Raw genomic sequence first — 17,989 nt, 5'->3', positions numbered from 1 at the left:
GCACCGCTGTGCCGGGCCCGGCAGCACGCTCGACCGGCTGTCACGGAAGGGTCCGATCGAGGTGTCGCACCCGGCACTCCCCCAGCCACCGGCCGGGGTTACGCCCATGCCATACCCAACCCGGCTGAGGACACAAACCTGAACGCGCAACCGATGTCACACGCTTCCGCTTCCGCTTCCCCCTCCGCTTCCGCCGCCGTCCCCGGCCCGGCGGGAGCCTCCGCCGCCCGGCCCGCCGCCCGTACCGCCGCGGTGATCCCGGCCGCCGGGCGCGGTGTGCGTCTCGGCCCCGGCGCCCCCAAGGCGCTGCGCGCCCTCGGCGGGACGCCGATGCTGGTGCACGCCGTACGGGCCGTGGCGCGCGCCCGGGCGGTGTCCCTGGTGGTGGTGGTCGCTCCGGCCGACGGCGTCGACGGCGTGCGCCACCTGCTGGACGAGCACTCGCTGCCGGAGGTGCTGGTCGTCCCCGGCGGCGAGACCCGTCAGGACTCCGTACGGCTCGGCCTGGCCGCGCTGCCCGAGGACGTCACCGCCGTGCTGGTGCACGACGCGGCGCGCCCGCTGGTCCCCGTGGACACCGTGGACGCCGTCGCCGCGGCGGTACGGGACGGCGCACCCGCCGTCGTACCGGCGCTGCCGGTGCCCGACACCGTCAAGGAGATCCGGCCGCCGGAGCGGCCGGGCGACCCCGAGCCGGTCGTCGGCACCCCGGAACGGTCCCTGCTGCGGGCCGTGCAGACGCCGCAGGGCTTCGACCGCCTGACGCTCGCCGACGCGCACGCCCGGGTGGCCCGTGAAGGGGACGGCGTCACGGACGACGCGGGCATGGTCGAGCGGCTGGGCGTCGAGGTGGTGGTCGTCCCCGGACACGCGGAGGCGTTCAAGGTCACCCGCCCGCTGGACCTGGTGCTCGCCGAGGCCGTCCTCGCCCGGAGGAGGGCCACCGATGGCTTCTGATCCTCGGCGCGAGCTTCAGCGGGACCCTCGGCGGGGGCTTCCGTTCCCCGTTCCGCGGATCGGTGTCGGCACCGACGTGCACGCCTTCGAGAAGGGCCGCGCGCTCTGGTGCGCCGGCCTGCTCTGGGAGGGCGAGGAGTACGGGCTCGCGGGCCACTCCGACGGCGACGTCGCCGCGCACGCCGCCTGCGACGCGCTGTTCTCCGCCTCCGGCCTGGGCGACCTCGGCGCCCACTTCGGCACCTCGCGCCCCGAGTGGTCCGGAGCCTCCGGCGTCACCCTGCTCGCGGAGGCCGCACGCATCGTCACCGCCGGGGGCTACGCGGTGGGCAACGTGAGCATCCAGGTCATCGGCGTGCGGCCGAAGATCGGCAAGCGGCGCGCGGAGGCCGAGCAGGCGCTGTCCGCCGCCTGCGGCGCCCCGGTGTCCGTGTCCGGCACCACCACCGACGGACTCGGCCTCACCGGACGTGCGGAGGGTCTGGCGGCCGTCGCCACCGCGCTGGTCCTCCCCGTCCCCGCGACCTGACGCGTCCGTGCGGCGGCCGGGGCCCGGCGGAAGGGGGAATGGCGACGGGCCGGCCGGGGTTGCACCTGGTGTGAGGGACGGCACAGCCGGCGGCGTGAGCCCGGGCGCCGCGCCCTCCACCGGAGCCGACGCCCACCGCATCCGTCCGCAGGAAGGAGCACCTCCACCGTGTTCTCCGACGAGCTCAAGAAGGTCCTCGACGGCAACGTCTTCGTCCACATCGCCACGATCCAGCCGGACGGCAGTCCGCAGGTGTCGCCGGTGTGGGTCAAGCGGGACGGCGAGGAACTGCTGATCTCCACCACCCTGGGCCGCCGCAAGGCCCGGAACCTCGAACGCGACCCGCGGGTGACCGTGGTGGTGCAGCCCGCCGAAGCCCCCTACACGTACGCCGAGATCCGCGGCTCCGTGACGCTCACCACCGAGGGCGGGCAGGAGCTGATCGACGAGCTGGCCAGGAAGTACACCGGAAAGACCTACGCCGAGTTCAACCCGGAGTCGCACAAGGACGGCGAGCGCGTCGTCGTGCGCATCACCCCGCGGAAGGTCGTCGGCCGGCTCTGAGACGCGGCGCCGCCCCGGGGTCCGTACCGGCGCGGCTCCTGGGAGATCCCCTGGGGCCGGGCCCTGCCGAGGTGCGCGCACACCCCGCCCGCGGCCGACTACTCTTGGCCGCGTGACTCTTCGCCTGTACGACACCAGCGCCCGGCAGATCCGTGACTTCGTCCCGCTCCGGCCGGGCTGCGTCTCGATCTACCTGTGTGGCGCCACCGTCCAGGCGGCGCCGCACATCGGGCACATCCGTTCCGGCCTGAACTTCGACATCATGCGCCGCTGGTTCGAACACCGCGGCCTCGACGTGACGTTCGTCCGCAACGTGACCGACATCGACGACAAGATCATCGCCAAGTCCGCCGACCAGGGCCGTCCCTGGTGGGCGATCGGCTACGAGAACGAGCGCGCGTTCAACGACGGGTACGCCGCGCTCGGCTGCCTGCCGCCCACCTGCGAACCGCGGGCCACCGGACACGTTCCGGAGATGATCGACATGATGCGGACGCTGATCGACTCCGGTCACGCGTACGCCGCCGACGGCAACGTCTACTTCTCCGTGCGCTCCCACGAGGGCTACCTCAAGCTGTCCAACCAGGAGCTGGACAACCTCCGTCAGCCGTCCGGGGACAACGAGACCGGCAAGCGCGACCCGCGCGACTTCGCGATGTGGAAGGCGGCCAAGCCGGGCGAGCCCAGCTGGGAGACCCCCTGGGGCACCGGCCGTCCGGGCTGGCACCTGGAGTGCTCCGCCATGGCGCACAAGTACCTGGGCCGGGAGTTCGACATCCACGGCGGCGGCGTCGACCTCGTGTTCCCGCACCACGAGAACGAGATCGCGCAGTCCGAGGCGTTCGGCGACGTGTTCGCCCGCTACTGGGTGCACAACGCGTGGGTGACCATGAGCGGCGAGAAGATGAGCAAGTCGCTCGGCAACTCGGTGCTGGTCAGTGAGATGGTGAAGCGCTGGCGGCCCATCGTGCTGCGCTACTACCTGGGCACCCCGCACTACCGCTCCACCATCGAGTACAGCGAGGAGTCGCTGCGCGAGGCGGAGGCCGCGTTCGGCCGCATCGAGGGCTTCATGCACCGCGTCGCCGAGATGACCGGCGAGGTCGCCCCGGCGGACGAGGTGCCGGACGCCTTCGCAGAGGCCATGGACGACGACCTCGGCGTCCCGCAGGCCCTGGCCCTGGTGCACACCACCGTCCGGCACGGCAACCAGGCCCTGTCCGCCGACGACAAGGAGGCGGCCACCCGCCACCTCGCCGACCTGCGGGCCATGCTCGGAGTGCTCGGCCTGGACCCGATGGCGGAGCAGTGGTCCGGCGGTGGCGCCGCCAAGGCGGCGGACGAACTGCACGGCGTGGTCGACTCGCTGGTCGCGCTCATCCTGGAGCAGCGGCAGGCCGCGCGCGGACGCAAGGACTACGCGACCGCCGACGCGATCCGCGACGAACTCGCCCGCGCAGGCCTCACCATCGAGGACACCCCCTCCGGCCCCCGGTGGGAGATCGGCTCCTCGTCCGCCTCCTGACGCACGCCCCGTCCGGCTCCGCGCCCCCCTCCCGCCCGTCACGGGTGGGAGGGAACCGGGGCGGAGCGTCCGGCGGCGGACGGGCCGGTGCGGGGAGGGGCGCCGCCGCCCCGGCCCCCGGTACGGTCGGGGATAATCGCACCGTACGCACGACCACCGTCAGACCACGCCAACGACCACGCCGCGACATTTCCACCGCAGGAACCGCAGGAAGCACAGAGGTACCCCATGGCCGGCAACAGCGCACGCCGCAACCGCCGCACGTCCAACAAGAAGGGCGCGCAGGTCGGCAGCGGCGGCCAGCGCCGTCGCGGCCTGGAGGGCAAGGGCCCGACCCCGCCCGCCGAGATGCGCAAGGGCCACGCCAAGCAGCGTGCCGCCCAGTCCAAGGCGCGCCGTGCGCAGGGCCGGCAGAGCGGCCCCCGCCGCGGGGCCGGCAAGGGCAGGGGCAGCGCCGAGCTGGTCGTCGGCCGCAACTCCGTGGTCGAGGCGCTGCGCGAGGGCGTCCCGGCGACCACCCTCTACGTGCAGCAGTTCATCGACAACGACGACCGCGTCCGGGAGTGCGTGCGCCTCGCGGGCGAGCGCGGCGGCATCCACCTGATGGAGGCGCCGCGTCCGGAACTCGACCGGATGACCAACCACCTCAACCACCAGGGCGTCGTGCTCCAGGTGCCGCCCTACGACTACGCGCACCCGGAGGACCTGACCGCCGCCGCCTTCGACGACGGCGAGGACCCGCTCATCGTCGCCCTGGACGGGGTCACCGACCCGCGCAACCTCGGCGCGGTGGTGCGCTCCGTCTCCGCCTTCGGCGGTCACGGCGTCGTCGTGCCCGAGCGCCGCGCCGCCGGGATGACGGCGGGCGCGTGGAAGACGAGCGCCGGAACCGCCGCCCGGACACCCGTCGCCCGCGCGACGAACCTCACCCGTGCACTGGAGACGTACCAGAAGGCCGGTCTCACGGTCGTCGGTCTCGCCGCGGACGGGGACACCGAGCTGACCGAGCTGGACGTGCTCGACGGTCCGGTCGTGGTCGTCGTCGGCTCGGAGGGCAAGGGCCTGTCACGTCTGGTCGGCGAGACCTGCGACGTGCGGGTGCGCATTCCGATGCCGGGCGGAGCCGAGTCGCTGAACGCCGGCGTCGCCGCGGGCGTGGTGCTGTACGAGGCGGCCCGCCGCCGCGCGTGACCTGAGGACCCGCGCCCGCCGGTCGCACCGGCGGGCGCACCTGCGCCCGGAAGCGATCGCTTCGTGTGGTGATCTGGTCGCTTGACGGGTCGCGGACAGATCGGCGCGGTCAAGGCAGTGTCTTCTCCGTCCGTCACTCGGTTAGATGAGTGTGGACACGAGAACACCCCGCACACCTACCGGGGGAACGCGCGGATTCACCGACGACGAGCCCGTGCTGAGCACGGTCAAGGTCCCGTCCGACCCCGGGCAGGTCATCGTCAACCACGTGAGCTTCCGGGTGCTGCTCGCCGGCCCCGCACCCCGCAGCGCGGCCCTCGAGGCCCCACGGCTGCGCGCCGCCCGTGCGGCGGGCGCCGGAGTGGGCTTCGGCGCGGCGGCGGGCGCCTCCGTCGGTGCCGCCGCCCCCAGAGCCGGACGACGCCGGGCCCCTCTCGTGTGGAGCGGCCACGCCAGCCCCGAGGACACCGGCGCCACCCGGCTGCTCCAGGCCGTACGGGTGCCCCCGACCGGCCTGCTCCCGAGCCCGTCCGCGGCGCCCGGGGCGGCGAACGCCGCCACCCGGACGCTCCCGCGCCTCGACGACGCGCCCCCGACCGTCGTCGGCCCGCGTGGGCCGGGCCCCTCGGAGCACACCCAGCCGCTGCCGGCCGGCGTACGGCCCGCGCGCGGCGCGTACGACGACCTGCCCGGCGGCCCTGACGGCACGGGCCACCTGGACGGCCCGGCCGACGACGGCGAGGCGTACGCCGAGGGGGTGCGCCGTCCGCGCCGCAACGACCCGGTGCGGCACGCGTACTACCCCGGCCGCCGGATGAACCTCGGGATGGTCCTGCTCCCGCTGCGGATCTTCCTCGGCTTCATCTCGGTCTACGCCGGCATGGGCAAGCTCTGCGACCCCGTCTACTTCAACGGCGGCGCCCGCGGCTCGATGGTGACCTGGCTGCGCTCGCTCGAGCCGTGGGCCATCGCCACCCCGCTGCACGACTTCGCGGTGTCGCACCCGGTCGGCGCGGGGCTCACCGTCGCGTTCCTCCAGGTCGTGGTGGGCGTGCTGACCATCTTCGGGCTCTGGCAGCGCTTCGCCGCCGGCATCGGCGCCGCGCTGTCCCTCGCCCTGCTGGTCACCGTGAGCTGGAGTTCGGTGCCCGTCTACGACACCCCGGACATCATCTACCTCGCCGCCTGGAGCCCACTGCTCATCGCGGGAGCCCCGGTCTACTCACTCGACGGCCGGCTGGCGGGAGAGGCGTGGCGCACCCTCGGGCCGCGCGCGGACATCTGGGACCTGCGGCGGCGCGTGCTGCGCCGCGGCGCGGTCCTCGCCACGCTCGTCTGCGGTCTGGCGCTGCTGGTCGGCGCGGTCCTCGGCGGCGCGGTCCGCGCCTCGGACGCACCCCGGGTCTCCGAGCCCGGCCAGCCCCCGGTCAACCACCTGCCCGGCTCGCCCCTGCCGCAGGAGCCGAAGCAGAAGACCGGGCCGGACGGCGGCACCGGCGTCCGCACGCCGGGCACCGACCGCACCCCGGGGCCGTCCGCCTCCAGCGCGGGCACGCCGAGCGGGCGCAGCGGGGCGCCGAGCGCCCCGAGCCAGCAGGAGACCGTGCAGGCACCGGCCCAGCCCGCCGCGCCGCAGGCGCCGGAGCAGCCGGCCGCCCCCTCCACCACGGGGACCGGCAGTTCCGGCCCGTCCGGCGACGACAGCTCCGCAGGCGGCGGCACGGCCACCGGCGGATCGACGGGCGGCGGCACGACGGGCGGCGGCGGGCCCGAGCGGGGCGGCGCGCTGGGCGGTCTGCTCGGCTGAGCCACCGGCGCCGCCGCCCGATCCCGGGCGGCGGCGCCGCGACGTACGAACGGCCCGGCGGGATGTCCCGCCGGGCCGTTCGCCGTCCACCCCCGGGGACGGGCGGCGTCAGCGCCCGGGCGGCCGGCCCTGGTCGCCGTACGGGTCCCCGCCGGGCCCGCCGGGACGGTCGTGTCCGCCGCGGGGGTCGCTCTGCGTCCCTCCGTGCGGTCCGCCCTGCGTTCCCCCGTGCGTGCCGGGCCGTCCGAGCTCCTGCTTGAGCCTGCTCTGGGCCTTGTCCACGTGGCGCCGGTACTTGCCGTGCGTCTTGCGGTCGATCAGGTCGCCCGCCACGTCGATGCCCTTCGCGGCCTTGCTCTCGTGGCCCTTCAGCATGCTCTTGATCTTGTTCATCATGGACATCTGGATCCACACTCCTCTGCCGTCGTCCACGGCCAAGCATCGCCGGACGCCGTACGGATCGCATACGGAGAGCGTCCGGGGCGCGCCGTGCCCGTGGGCGTCTCGGCCGCTACCCGACGGCTGTCCGGCCGGGGCGTTCTCATGCCTCCCCGGCGAGTTCCCGTGCCGCTTCGGTGAGGTCCTTCGCCGTGTCGATGGCCCGCCAGTAGGCGCCGTGCGGCAGCGGGTAGCCGGCCAGGGCACGTTCCCGGGCGAGGCGGGGGAAGGTGGCCCGCTCGTGGTCGCCCCGCGTGGGCAGCATGGCGGTGAACGCGGCGGAGAACACGTACACGCCGGCGTTGATCAGGTACGGCGACGGCGGGGCCTCGATGAAGTCCAGCACCTGCCCGAACTCGTTGGTCTCCACGGCGCCCCAGGGGATGCGCGGCCGGGCCAGCGCGAGCGTGGCCGTGGCGTCCCGTTCGGCGTGGAAGTCGGCCATCTCGCGCAGCGAGAAACGGGTCCAGATGTCGCCGTTGGTGGCATACCAGGGCTCGTCGGGGCGGGGGAGGGAGGCGGCCGCGTAGCGCAGGCCGCCGCCGCGGCCGAGCGGCTCGTGCTCCACCACCACGCTGACCCGCAGCGGGAGTTCGGTCGCCTCCAGCCAGCCCTCCAGCACCTCGGCGAGGTGGCCGCAGGAGACCACGGCGTCCGTCACGCCCTCGGCGGCGAGCCAGGCCAGCTGGTGTCCGATGATCGGCGTGCCCGTGCCGGGGATCTCCACCATCGGTTTCGGGCGGTCGTCCGTGTACGGGCGCAGCCGCGTGCCCTGGCCGCCGGCCAGGACGACCGCCTGGCTGGGGCGGTGCGAGGCGTGCGGGACGTCGGTCTCGTCGGTCCGGTCACTGGTCATGACGGCACCCTATGGGCGGGCCGGGCGGGACGCGGAGGCGCCGGGCCGGACGCAGGGGCCGGCCGTCACCCGCCGCGGGTGGGGGCGGCGCCGGGTGCGCGGGCGCGCACGCGCTTGCGGAGGGCGCACGTCCTCGGACGCGCACCCTCCGCAAGCCACCGCGCAGCCGCGCCGGAGCGCCTTCGGGCGCTTCCGCGTGGTCGCGCTAGCGCATCTGCGCGACGCCGGTCGCGAACGAGGTGTCGCAGACCGGGCGGGAGAAGCCCTGCGCACGGTGCACGGCGCCGTACTTCTTCACCGCGGCCCGGCCGAGCGCCTTCGCGATGGAGGTGCAGTGCTCGGCGAGGGACGGGCGGCGCTGCATCTCCCGCTGGAGGCTGGTGAGCGCGACTCCCGGGTCCTTGGCCTGGAGTTCGGTGATCAGGCGCTCCTGAAGCACGTCCTCCGGCGCCGCCGGAGCACCCTGGCGGGTCGACGACTTCTCCGCCGAGGCCGTGAGGAGCTGGGATTCGGAGGGGCCGGCCGCCCAGGGCACGCGGGCCACCGCGAGCGTCCCGGACATGACCAGGACGACGGGCAGCACGAGTGCGAGGGAGCGGCCGATCCTGCGGGCTGCTTTGTTCGCTGCGTGGTGTGTCACGGGGCGATCGTAGCGAGGAGTGATGATGAAGCGACATTCCGTCACTCTGTCGAGGGAAGAAAAACTTCGAAGTCGTGTCATCGTGTTGACGCGCACCGCCCGAAACCGGTGAAAAAGGGCCGTGCCCCCGGGAGTTCCGGAGGCACGGCCCGTCGTCCGACAGGGTGCGTACGGCGTGTCGCCGTCCCGCGCCCTCGGCGCCGTCAGTCGCTGAGGCGCTCGCCGGTCGAGGTCGAGAACACGTGGGTCTCGCCCGCGCGCGGCACGACGTGGATGGTGGAGCCCTTCTCCGGGACCTCACGGCCGGAGACGCGGATCACCAGCTCCTTCTCCACGCCGCCGATCTCGGCGTTGCCGTACACGTAGCCGTCCGCGCCGAGTTCCTCGACGACGTCCACGGACACGGCCAGGCCGGCGTGCTCGTCCTTCTTCAGGCCGCCGCCGTCGCCGTTCACCAGGTCGAAGTGCTCGGGGCGGCAGCCGACCGTCACCGTGGTGTCGCCCTTGGCGGTGGCCGAGGACAGGGCCTCGCGCTCCACGGACACCACGCTGTTGCCGAACTTCACACCGCCGTCGGTGATCGGCACCTCGACCAGGTTCATCGCCGGCGAGCCGATGAAGCCCGCGACGAACAGGTTGGCCGGCTTGTCGTACATGTGGCGCGGCGAGTCGACCTGCTGCAGCAGACCGTCCTTCAGCACGGCCACCCGGTCGCCCATCGTCATGGCCTCGACCTGGTCGTGGGTGACGTACACGGTGGTGATGCCCAGGCGACGCTGCAGGCTGGCGATCTGCGTACGGGTCTGGACGCGGAGCTTGGCGTCGAGGTTCGACAGCGGCTCGTCCATGAGGAACACCTGCGGCTCACGCACGATGGCGCGCCCCATCGCGACACGCTGCCGCTGACCGCCGGAGAGCGCCTTCGGCTTGCGGCCCAGGTACTCCGTGAGGTCCAGGATCTTCGCCGCGTCCTCGACCTTCTGCCGGATCTCCGACTTCGGCACGCCGGCGATCTTCAGGGCGAAGCCCATGTTGTCGGCGACGGTCATGTGCGGGTAGAGCGCGTAGTTCTGGAACACCATCGCGATGTCCCGGTCCTTCGGCGGCAGGTGGGTGACGTCACGGTCACCGATGCGGATGGCGCCCTCGTTGACGTCCTCGAGCCCGGCGAGCATCCGGAGCGAGGTGGACTTGCCGCAGCCGGAGGGGCCGACGAGGACGAGGAACTCGCCGTCCTCGATGTCGATGTCGAGCTTGTCGACGGCGGGCTTGTCGCCACCGGGGTAGATCCGGGTGGCGCTGTCATAGGTGACCGTGGCCATGCCTGTGTACTCCTTCACCGGCAGGTACGTGCCGGACGATCCGTAGTAAAGGGGGATTGTCCTCCCGGCAGGGAGGTTTCCGAGACGTTAACCCGTCGCCCACCTGCTTGTCAGTAGTCCCGGCTGGTCGAAACTCCACGTCGTCACCCCGATGCGGGCAGGTACACTGCACCCGGACGCCACCCGGCACGCCGCCTTAGCTCAGCTGGTTAGAGCATCTGTCTTGTAAACAGAAGGTCGTCGGTTCGAATCCGACAGGCGGCTCCAGCTCACGAGGCCCGCTCCGGTCATCCGGAACGGGCCTTTCGCGTGTGTACAGCAACCTTGACCGTCCCCGGTTCATCGATCCTCGATGCCGAGGTCGACGCGCATCGCGTGGCGCATGGCGCCGAGCCGGGCATCGCCTCGGGCGGTGAGCAGCCGGAGAACGGACTCGGCATCCTCGCCGTCCCGAGCGGTGCCGCGGTCGAGGCGCTTGACTGCACCTTCGACGTCGGCGAGTACGCGGTTGTGGGCTCGAGAAAAATCCAGGATGTGATTCGGGACGATCATCTGTGCTGCGGCGTAGTGGTCGCGATAGTCGATGCGCGCGGCCTCGACAGCCTCCCGTTCGACGTCGGTGTAGACGCCGTCGCGAAGTCGGTACAACGCGTCCTTGAGGAGCGCACTGAACTGCTGGGATGCGCGATTCAGCGCCGTGTATGCCGTTCGGCGGTCCTCGAACTCCCGGAGCCTGTCTGCCTCGTGCCGATCCTCGGTGCGCTGGCTTGTGGCGACGCGCTGGTGGACGAGCGGTGCCAGGAGTGTGCCGAGGACTCCGACCACTGCGGTGATCATCGCGGCAATGACTGCGGTCACATGATCACCCTACTGGGCGGCGTGTGGAGAAGTGACGGATTGGGAGAAATGCTGCGAGCGAGAAGGAAGCGAGGGACCGATGGGTGCGGAGTCTGAGGAGGGCGGTGGGGGAATCGGGTCGTGAGGACGCGGTTGTCGGAAGTAGTCGCTGCCGAGGGCGGGGGAGGGAATCCGGAGGGGGTATCAGCGGCGATCGCCTCCGGAATGGACGCCCTGAGTCCGGCACGGGCGCGCGGAGACGCCGTGGATCCGCAGTGCCGCAGGAGCAGTGCAGGCGTTCCGGGGCCTGCTTCGGTCTGCGGGGCGGGGGATTCGGCATTACGGTGACAAAAGGGGTCACCCCCACGGTCGATCCCCCTGCAGGCCGCACCGCGGGAAGGTGGGGACCACGTGGATGTCACCGTGCACGCCCCCGGCGAGCTGAGCGCGGCGGACCGGGCGGCCTGGGCCGGGTTGCAGGCGCGGGCCTGGGAGTCGGGCAACGACGCGCTCGCGAACCCCTTCCTCTCCTACGGTTTCACGGCCGCGGCGGGCGACTGCTTCGGCGGCGTGCAGGTGGCCGTGGTGCGTGACCGGCGTGAGGGGGCCGGTGCGGCGGACGGCGGTACGGCCGCCGCGTTCTTCCCGTTCCACCGCAGCCCGCTGGGCGTGGGGACGGCCGTCGGTCTCGGGGTGTCCGACTGCCAGGGCATGGTGCACGACGGGGACTTCCGGGCCGACCCGCACGAACTGCTGCGCGCCTGCGGGCTGGCCATCTGGGAGTTCGACCATCTCGCCGAGGAGCAGCGGCCGTTCGGGGCGGCGGCCACCCGGTGGTACGCGTCGCCCGTGATCGACGTCGGGGACGGTTACGAGCGGTATCTCGAAGGGCTGCGGAGCCGTTCGCCGAAGCTCGTACGCGATCTGCGCCGGCGTGAGCGCAAGCTGGAGCGCGAGGTGGGGGAGCTGCGCTACGTGCACGACGAGCGCGACCCGGACCTGCTCCGCACGCTGATGCGGTGGAAGTCGGCGCAGTACCGCAGGACCGGCCGCGGTGACCGCTTCGCGCAGCCGGAGCTGCTGGGGCTCGTGGAGCAGCTCTTCGGCGCGCACGAGCCGGAGTGCGCAGGGCTGCTGTCCGTGCTGTACGCGGGCGAGCGGCCGATCGCCGCGCACTTCGGGCTGCGGTCGCAGCAGGTGATCAGCTGCTGGTTCCCGGCGTACGACACGGACTACTCGAACCTCTCGCCGGGCATGCTGCTGCACCTGAAGATGGCGGAACACGCGGCGGCCTCCGGGCAGGCGTATCTCGACCTGGGCCGGGGCGAGATGTGGTACAAGGACGCGCTCAAGACCCGTGAGCTGCGGGTCGGCGAGGGCTGGGTGCGGCGGCCGCACCCCGTGGCGTTCGCCCACCAGGCGCGGCGCGGTCCCCTGCGCGCGCTGCGGCGGACCGTGCTCGGCCGTCCCGAGCTGCGCCGCCCCGCGGACAGGCTGCTCAGGCGGCTGGGGCGGCTGCGCTCCGGCAGCGACGCGTGATCCTTCCGCCCCGTCGCCCGTCCTTGCAGGTTCCGTCGCCATCGGCCGCCGCCGACCGCTGAGGGTGCCTTTCCGGTCGCTCTGGACATTCCGCGCAATCCGGGCATACGTTGTAAACGTACGACGTTCTCCGCGCGCAGCCCGGCTGCGGCCCCAGTTTCAGGGAGGACCCCTTGAGTCCTGAGACGATCTCCGTGGTCATCTGCGTCTACACCGAGAAGCGCTGGTCGGACATCCTCGCCGCCGTTGCCTCGGTCCACGCACAGACCCTTCCGGCCCATCAGACGCTGCTCGTCGTCGACCACAATCCGGCACTGCTCCGGCGGCTCGCCGCCCACTACGCTCCTGCGCCGGCCGGCACGGTCTCCGTGCTCGCCAACGCCGGGCCCCAGGGCCTGTCCGCGGGCCGCAACACGGGGCTCGCGGCGGCCACCGGCACACTCGTCGCCTTTCTCGACGACGACGCGGTGGCCGAACGCGACTGGCTCCGGCACTTCGCCGCCGCGTTCGACGACCCCCGCGTGCGGGCGGTCGGCGGCCGGACCGTTCCCGCCTGGGCGTCCGGTCGGCGGCCCGCCTGGTTCCCGTACGAGTTCGACTGGGTGGTGGGGGGCTCCTACCGGGGGCAGCCCGAGGGCCGCGCCGCGGTGCGCAACGTCCTCGGCGGCAACGCCGCCTTCCGCCGGGCGGTCTTCGACCAGGTCGGCGGCTTCGCCGTCGGCATCGGACGCGACCACGGCAGCCGGCCGCTGGGGTGCGAGGAGACCGAACTGTGCATCCGGCTGCAGCACACGCTCCCCGACGCGCTGGTCCTGCTCGACGACCGCGCCGTGATCCATCACAAGGTCCCGGCCGACCGGGAGCGCTTCCGCTACTTCGCCTCCCGCTGTCACGCGGAGGGACTGTCGAAGGCGCTGGTCAGCCGAAGCGTGGGAGCGACGGCGGGGCTGGAGACGGAACGCCGCTACGTCACCCGCGTACTGCCCGCCGGGGTGCTGGCGGGGGTGCGGGACGCGCTGCGCGGACGCCGGGGCGCCGCGGGACGCGCCGGGGCGATCGTCGCCGGCGCCGTCACCGCCGCCGCCGGATACGTCCTCGGCGCCCTGCGGGCACGCCGGAGCGACACCGTGTTCGCCGTACCGGCCGGTCTGGGGTGCGGGCCGCCATGACCGCGACTCCGACGGCCCGCCCGGCCGTGCCGATCCTGATGTACCACGCGATAGCCGACCGCCCGGACCGGTCCGCCTACCGCCTGTCGGTGTCTCCGGCGGCCTTCGCCGAGCAGATGGAGCTGCTGACCGGCCAGGGGTTCTCCCCTCTCACCACCCGGCAGCTGTCGGCCGCGTGGCGGGACACGGGCTCCCTGCCGGCCCGGCCGGTACTGATCACCTTCGACGACGGCTACGAGGGCGTGCACCGGCACGCGCTCCCCGTGCTGAGCCGGCACGGCTTCCCCGCCACGGTCTTCGTGACCACGGGCTGGCTGCGCGGGGGTGAGGCCGCGGGCAGCGCACCGTGCGGCATGCTCGACTGGCAGCAGGTGCACGAACTCTCCGACGCGGGCGTGGAGATCGGCGCCCACACCCACCGCCACCCCCAGCTGGACCAGCTTCCCGACGACCGGTTGTGGTTCGAACTGCTCCACAGCCGGCATCTCCTCGAAGAGCGACTGGGCCGCCGCCCCGTCTCCTTCGCGTACCCCTACGGCTACTCCAGCGCCCGGGTCCGGCGTGCGGTGGGGGAGGCCGGGTACGCCGTCGGGCTCTCGGTGGGGAACGCGATGGCCCGGCCCACCCAGTGCCCGTACGCGCTGCGCCGCCTGACGGTGCGCCGCTCCACCTGCATCGAGGAGTTCGAGGCCCTCGTCGAAGACCGGTTGGTCGGCCCGAACTTCGTCCTCGACAGGCTGCTGACGCACGGCTTCGCGATCGGCCGGGTGTCCCAGCGCGCAGCCCGCAGGCTGTGCCAGCCCGGGCCGGGGAACGTGATCTCGTGGTGGGCCACAGCACCCCCGGCGGTCGGCGGCGCCCCCCGGACGCGCGCTCCGGCCCCGGCCCCGGATCCGGCCCCGGCCCCGGCCCCGGCCCCGGCCTCGATGCCGGCTCCGATCGCAGGTCCCGCAGCTCCCGCAGCACTCGAACCGCCCCCAGCTCCCGAACCTCCCGTACCTCCCGAGGCGGCCGCCCCCTCCGAGACGGGCGGGCCCTCCGAGCCCCCGTCGGCTCCCCCGCCACCTCCCGCGCCGCCGCCCGCCGGCGGAAGGTCCGGGAAGGCGGGCGGCGGCACCGGCACTCCGCTGTTCCGCAACGCCTACGCGCTGATGCTCAACACCGCCCTCTCCGGGGTGCTGGGGATCGCCTTCTGGGTGCTCGCCGCCCGCTACTACTCGGACAGTGCGGTGGGGCAGGGGTCGGCGCTGATCGCGGCGATGAAGTTCCTCGCCGGACTCACCGCGCTGACCCTCCCCGGCGCACTGCAGCGCTTCATCCCGGTCGCGGGCCACCGCACCCCAAGGCTGGTCCTCGGTACGTATCTGGTCAGCGCGCTGATCGTCGCGGCCGCGGCCACGATCTTCGTCATCACCCTCGGCCTCTGGGGGCCGACCTATCGCCTGGTGGATGGAGGGCTGCCCGCCCTCGCCTTCCTGGCCTCGGTGATCCTCTGGGCACTGCTGACACTCCAGGACGGCGTGCTGACCGGGCTGCGCAGTGCGGTGTGGGTGCCCGTCGGCAACACCGTCTTCCTCGTCGCGAAGATGGTGCTCGTCGTGGCACTCGCCTCGGTGTTCCCCATCGCCGGGGTCTTCGTCTCCTGGGCCGCCGCGATCGCCCTGTCGGTCGTTCCGCTGACCTGGCTGGTCTTCCGGCGGCTCATACCCCGTCACGTCAGCGCCACCAGGAAGGCCGTGCTCCCCGCGCCCCGGCAGATCGGGCGCTTCCTGGCCGGCGACTGCACCGGGTCCCTGTTCTCCCTGGCCGTGATCTACCTGCTGCCCGTCGTCGTGGCCACGCAGATCAGCTCCGAACTGAACGCCTACTTCTACCTCGCCGCGGTCATCGGCTCCTCGATCGACCTCCTCGCGATCAACATGGGCGCCTCCCTGACCGTGGAGGGGGCGCACGCCCCGTCCCGGCTCGCGGCGCTCTGCCGGGCCTCGCTCCGCAAGATGGCCCTGATCATGGTGCCGATCAGTGTGCTCACGGTGCTCTTCGCGCCGCAGATCCTGCGGGTCTTCGGCGCCGAGTACGCCGACCACGCCACGATGCTGCTCCGGCTCATGGCGGTGGCCACCCTGACCCGGGTCCTGTTCGAGGTGTACTTCGCGGTGCTCCGCGTGCAGAACCGGACCTCGCGGGTGGCGCTGCTGCAGGGCTCGCTCTGCGTGCTGCTGCTCGGCTCGACGGTGGCCCTGCTGGGGCCCTTCGGCATCACGGGAGCGGGCTACGCGCAGCTGGCCAGCCAGACCCTCGTCGCCGCCGTCGCCTGCGTCGGCCTGGCACGGCTGCTGCGCCCCCGTCCGACGTCCGTGCCTCCGGCGGGGCCCGGGTCCGGGCGGGTGTCCCTGACCAAGGCGGCAGCACCGCCGGCCGGGTCCCCGGACGCCCCGGCGGCTGCCGCTGCTCCCGCGTCGCCGGTCGCGCCCGTGTCGCGGCCCGCCCCCGTGTCGCGGCCCGCACCCGTGTCGCCGCCCGAGACCGCGCGCCCGCCGGGCACGCCCCCCGGCGCGCCACGGGCCGCCACCCGTCGCGTGCGCCGCCGTCGGTGGCCGTGGCCGGTGGCCGTCGGCTGGGCGCTGCTGGGTGCGGCGCTGGCCCTGTACTGGCTGCCGCTGCGCGGGATGACCGACGCCTCGCTGGACGCGATGAACGGCCTCGGCCTGGTGTCCGTCCTGCCGCGCACCACACTGCTCGGCGCGTTCCTGCTGGTGGTCACCTTCTGCTGGGGGCTGTGGCTGCGCACGCAGCACCGCGGTCTCCTCCTGGGCGTGCTGCTCGCGACGGTGGTGTCGCTGCACGCGGTGCCGGCGGTGATCGAATCCTTCCCCCGCTTCTCCACCGCCTGGGAGCACGCCGGGTTCGTGGAGTACATCGAGCGGACCGGCAGCGTGGCCCCCGAGATGGACGGCCGCTTCACCTGGCCCGGCTTCTTCGTCGGCGTCGCCCTGCTCACCAGGGCAGGCGGCATCTCCGACCTCACCCCGCTGATGCAGTGGTGGCCGGTCGCGATCAACCTGCTCTACCTCGTCCCGGTGTTCCTGCTGCTCCGCGCCGTGCGCGCGACCTGGCGGGCCAAGTGGTGCGCGGCCTGGGTGTTCGTGCTGTGCGGCTGGGTCGGGCAGGACTACTTCTCGCCGCAGTCGGTGGGCTTCCTCGCGTACCTGGTGTTCGTGGCGGTGCTGCTGCTCTGGTTCCGCTCCTCGCCGCCGGACGCCCGGAAGGCGGGCGCGCGGGTCCCCGGCGAGGCGCGGCCGCGGCGTGCCCGGGGCACCCGTGCGGCGTTGCTGCTGGCGCTCCTCATCGGGCTGTTCGCCTTCACCACGGTCAGCCACCCGCTCACCCCGTTCATCATGCTCGCCGCGGTGACCGGACTGGTGCTGTGGAAGCGCTCGCGGCTCCGCGGGCTTCCGCTGCTGTGCCTGGTGATCGTGGCCACGTGGACCGGGTTCTTCGTCGAGCCGTACTGGTCGGGGCACCCGCTGTTCAGCAGCTTCGGCTCGCTCGGCGGGAACATCACCTCCAGCACCTCGGGCCGCATCGAAGGCGGCAGCAGCCTGCACTCGATGGTGCTCTACTGCCGGGTGCTCCTGGCCGCGAGCGTGATGGCGCTGGCCGCGTACGGCTGGCTGCGCCGGCGCAGGCGCGGGATCAGCGACCGGGCGCTCGTCATCCTCTTCGTGATGCCGTTCATGGGCGTCTGGCTGCAGTCCTACGGCGGCGAGATCGCCCTGCGCGTCTTCATGTTCATGCTGCCCGCCGCCGCCGTCCTGGCGGGTCTGGCGTTCTTCCCGCGCCTCTCGTACCGCAGGCGGCCGTGGCTGGGTCCGCTCGCCGCGCTGATGGCCGGCCTGGTCCTCATGGGCGGCTTCCTCGTCGCCCGCTGGGGCAACGAGTCCTACGAACGGGTCCGCCCCAGCGAGGTGGCGGCGATGGACCACCTGACCCGCCACGACTCCCCGACCGCCCGTGCGCTGTGGCTCGACACCGACCCGCCCTCCGTCCTGTCGCCCAACCTCCCCTGGCGGGTGACCCGGGGCATGGAGAAGACCGTCTACAAGCCGGTCGTCTCGCCGCGCGTCCCGGAGAAGGCGGGTCCGCTGGTGCAGGGGCTGGAGGACGCGGGGCCGAACTCCTACCTGGTGCTCACCCGCGGCTCTGCGAAGTACCTGGAGCTCACGGCGGGTTACCCGGAGAACTGGTACGACCGGGCGACCGCCGCGCTCGACCGGCGCGCGGACGTCACCGAGGTCCTCGACCGACCGGACGCGTCCGTGTACCGGCTGGCCGATCCCTACACCGAGCCGGCGGAGCAGCCGCAGGTCGGCAACACCGGCCTGAACGTGACCTGGACGGCCTGGTCGGTCCTCGGCGGGGTGGTGGCCGCGCTGCTGCTGGTCCTGCTGACGACCCGGGAGTTCGTACGGGTGCTGGTGCCGGACCGGCGACGGCTGCGTGCGATGCGGGTGTCCCTGCTGGCGGCGCTGCCGCTCGTGGGTCTCCTGGTGGTCGCGATCGTCAACCGCTTCCTCACGCTGAGTTGACCCCGTCCGCGGGGCGGGCCGAGGGC

The 17,989-nt window shown here is 73.2% G+C and carries 14 protein-coding genes and 1 tRNA gene; 10 read left to right on the top strand and 5 right to left on the bottom strand.

Annotated features, from left to right (window positions below; genetic code table 11):
- Nucleotides 1-153 precede the first annotated feature (153 nt).
- The 6 genes from ispD (at nt 154) to RM572_RS07065 (ending at nt 6,573) form a co-directional block, all read left to right on the top strand.
- Nucleotides 154-957: a 2-C-methyl-D-erythritol 4-phosphate cytidylyltransferase gene (ispD, locus tag RM572_RS07090; protein ID WP_311672418.1), complete on the top strand. Its 804-nt coding sequence runs from the start codon at nt 154-156 to the stop codon at nt 955-957.
- Nucleotides 947-1,486 carry a 2-C-methyl-D-erythritol 2,4-cyclodiphosphate synthase gene (gene ispF / locus RM572_RS07085; protein ID WP_311672417.1) on the top strand — a complete coding sequence of 180 codons (540 nt, stop codon included), beginning with the start codon at nt 947-949 and terminating at the stop codon, nt 1,484-1,486. The genes ispD and ispF overlap by 11 nt, the downstream gene beginning before the upstream one ends.
- Nucleotides 1,487-1,654: 168 nt before the next feature.
- Nucleotides 1,655-2,050 (top strand): PPOX class F420-dependent oxidoreductase, encoded by a 396-nt coding sequence (locus RM572_RS07080; RefSeq protein WP_027765685.1) that lies wholly within the window; start codon nt 1,655-1,657, stop codon nt 2,048-2,050.
- A 112-nt stretch (nt 2,051-2,162) separates the two neighbouring features.
- On the top strand, nt 2,163-3,575 hold the full coding sequence (cysS, locus tag RM572_RS07075; protein ID WP_311672416.1) for a cysteine--tRNA ligase: 1,413 nt from the start codon (nt 2,163-2,165) through the stop codon (nt 3,573-3,575).
- Between the two features lie 228 nt (nt 3,576-3,803).
- Nucleotides 3,804-4,766, top strand: coding sequence for a 23S rRNA (guanosine(2251)-2'-O)-methyltransferase RlmB (gene rlmB / locus RM572_RS07070; protein WP_311672415.1), 963 nt, complete (start codon nt 3,804-3,806; stop codon nt 4,764-4,766).
- Between the two features lie 145 nt (nt 4,767-4,911).
- On the top strand, nt 4,912-6,573 hold the full coding sequence (locus tag RM572_RS07065) for a DoxX family protein (protein WP_311672414.1): 1,662 nt from the start codon (nt 4,912-4,914) through the stop codon (nt 6,571-6,573).
- Nucleotides 6,574-6,681: 108 nt separating this feature from the next.
- Here RM572_RS07065 and RM572_RS29735 read toward each other — a convergent pair whose 3' ends face one another.
- From RM572_RS29735 to RM572_RS07045, 4 genes are all read right to left on the bottom strand, one after another.
- Nucleotides 6,682-6,975: an antitoxin gene (locus tag RM572_RS29735; RefSeq protein WP_394813539.1), complete on the bottom strand. Its 294-nt coding sequence runs from the start codon at nt 6,973-6,975 to the stop codon at nt 6,682-6,684.
- A 139-nt stretch (nt 6,976-7,114) separates the two neighbouring features.
- A complete protein-coding gene (locus tag RM572_RS07055; RefSeq protein ID WP_311672413.1) occupies nt 7,115-7,867 on the bottom strand; it encodes a nucleotidyltransferase family protein in 753 nt (250 codons plus the stop codon).
- A gap of 205 nt (nt 7,868-8,072) precedes the next feature.
- A complete protein-coding gene (locus RM572_RS07050) occupies nt 8,073-8,552 on the bottom strand; it encodes a hypothetical protein (protein WP_311672412.1) in 480 nt (159 codons plus the stop codon).
- 158 nt (nt 8,553-8,710) lie between these two features.
- Nucleotides 8,711-9,829, bottom strand: a complete 1,119-nt coding sequence (locus RM572_RS07045; protein WP_311672411.1) for an ABC transporter ATP-binding protein — start codon at nt 9,827-9,829, stop codon at nt 8,711-8,713.
- A 190-nt stretch (nt 9,830-10,019) separates the two neighbouring features.
- Between RM572_RS07045 and RM572_RS07040 the strand changes: the two genes are divergently transcribed.
- Nucleotides 10,020-10,096, top strand: a tRNA-Thr gene (locus RM572_RS07040).
- Nucleotides 10,097-10,168: 72 nt separating this feature from the next.
- Here RM572_RS07040 and RM572_RS07035 read toward each other — a convergent pair.
- Complete coding sequence (locus RM572_RS07035) at nt 10,169-10,687, bottom strand: hypothetical protein (protein WP_311672410.1); 519 nt, start codon at nt 10,685-10,687, stop codon at nt 10,169-10,171.
- 390 nt (nt 10,688-11,077) lie between these two features.
- Here RM572_RS07035 and RM572_RS07030 point away from each other — a divergent pair, with 390 nt between their 5' ends.
- The 3 genes from RM572_RS07030 (at nt 11,078) to RM572_RS07020 (ending at nt 17,963) form a co-directional block, all read left to right on the top strand.
- Entirely contained in the window at nt 11,078-12,205 is a 1,128-nt protein-coding gene (locus tag RM572_RS07030) for a GNAT family N-acetyltransferase (protein WP_311672409.1), read from the top strand.
- A gap of 173 nt (nt 12,206-12,378) precedes the next feature.
- Nucleotides 12,379-13,374 (top strand): glycosyltransferase family 2 protein, encoded by a 996-nt coding sequence (locus tag RM572_RS07025; protein WP_311672408.1) that lies wholly within the window; start codon nt 12,379-12,381, stop codon nt 13,372-13,374.
- Entirely contained in the window at nt 13,371-17,963 is a 4,593-nt protein-coding gene (locus RM572_RS07020) for a polysaccharide deacetylase family protein (protein WP_311672407.1), read from the top strand. The genes RM572_RS07025 and RM572_RS07020 overlap by 4 nt, the downstream gene beginning before the upstream one ends.
- Nucleotides 17,964-17,989: the final 26 nt, after the last annotated feature.

This window comes from Streptomyces hazeniae (genome assembly GCF_031845485.1).
GTDB lineage: Bacteria > Actinomycetota > Actinomycetes > Streptomycetales > Streptomycetaceae > Streptomyces > Streptomyces hazeniae.
The sequence above is the reverse complement of the archived record's forward strand: the minus strand, read 5'-3'. Positions and strand labels throughout refer to the sequence as shown.

Bases quoted from the DNA above. Each gene is read 5' to 3' on its own strand.
- ispD (WP_311672418.1), top strand. From the start codon at position 154: ATGTCACACGCTTCCGCTTCCGCTTCCCCCTCCGCTTCCGCCGCCGTC.
- ispF (WP_311672417.1), top strand. From the start codon at position 947: ATGGCTTCTGATCCTCGGCGCGAGCTTCAGCGGGACCCTCGGCGGGGG.
- rlmB (WP_311672415.1), top strand. From the start codon at position 3,804: ATGGCCGGCAACAGCGCACGCCGCAACCGCCGCACGTCCAACAAGAAG.
- RM572_RS07065 (WP_311672414.1), top strand. From the start codon at position 4,912: ATGAGTGTGGACACGAGAACACCCCGCACACCTACCGGGGGAACGCGC.
- RM572_RS29735 (WP_394813539.1), bottom strand. From the start codon at position 6,975: ATGTCCATGATGAACAAGATCAAGAGCATGCTGAAGGGCCACGAGAGC.
- RM572_RS07055 (WP_311672413.1), bottom strand. From the start codon at position 7,867: ATGACCAGTGACCGGACCGACGAGACCGACGTCCCGCACGCCTCGCAC.
- RM572_RS07045 (WP_311672411.1), bottom strand. From the start codon at position 9,829: ATGGCCACGGTCACCTATGACAGCGCCACCCGGATCTACCCCGGTGGC.
- RM572_RS07020 (WP_311672407.1), top strand. From the start codon at position 13,371: ATGACCGCGACTCCGACGGCCCGCCCGGCCGTGCCGATCCTGATGTAC.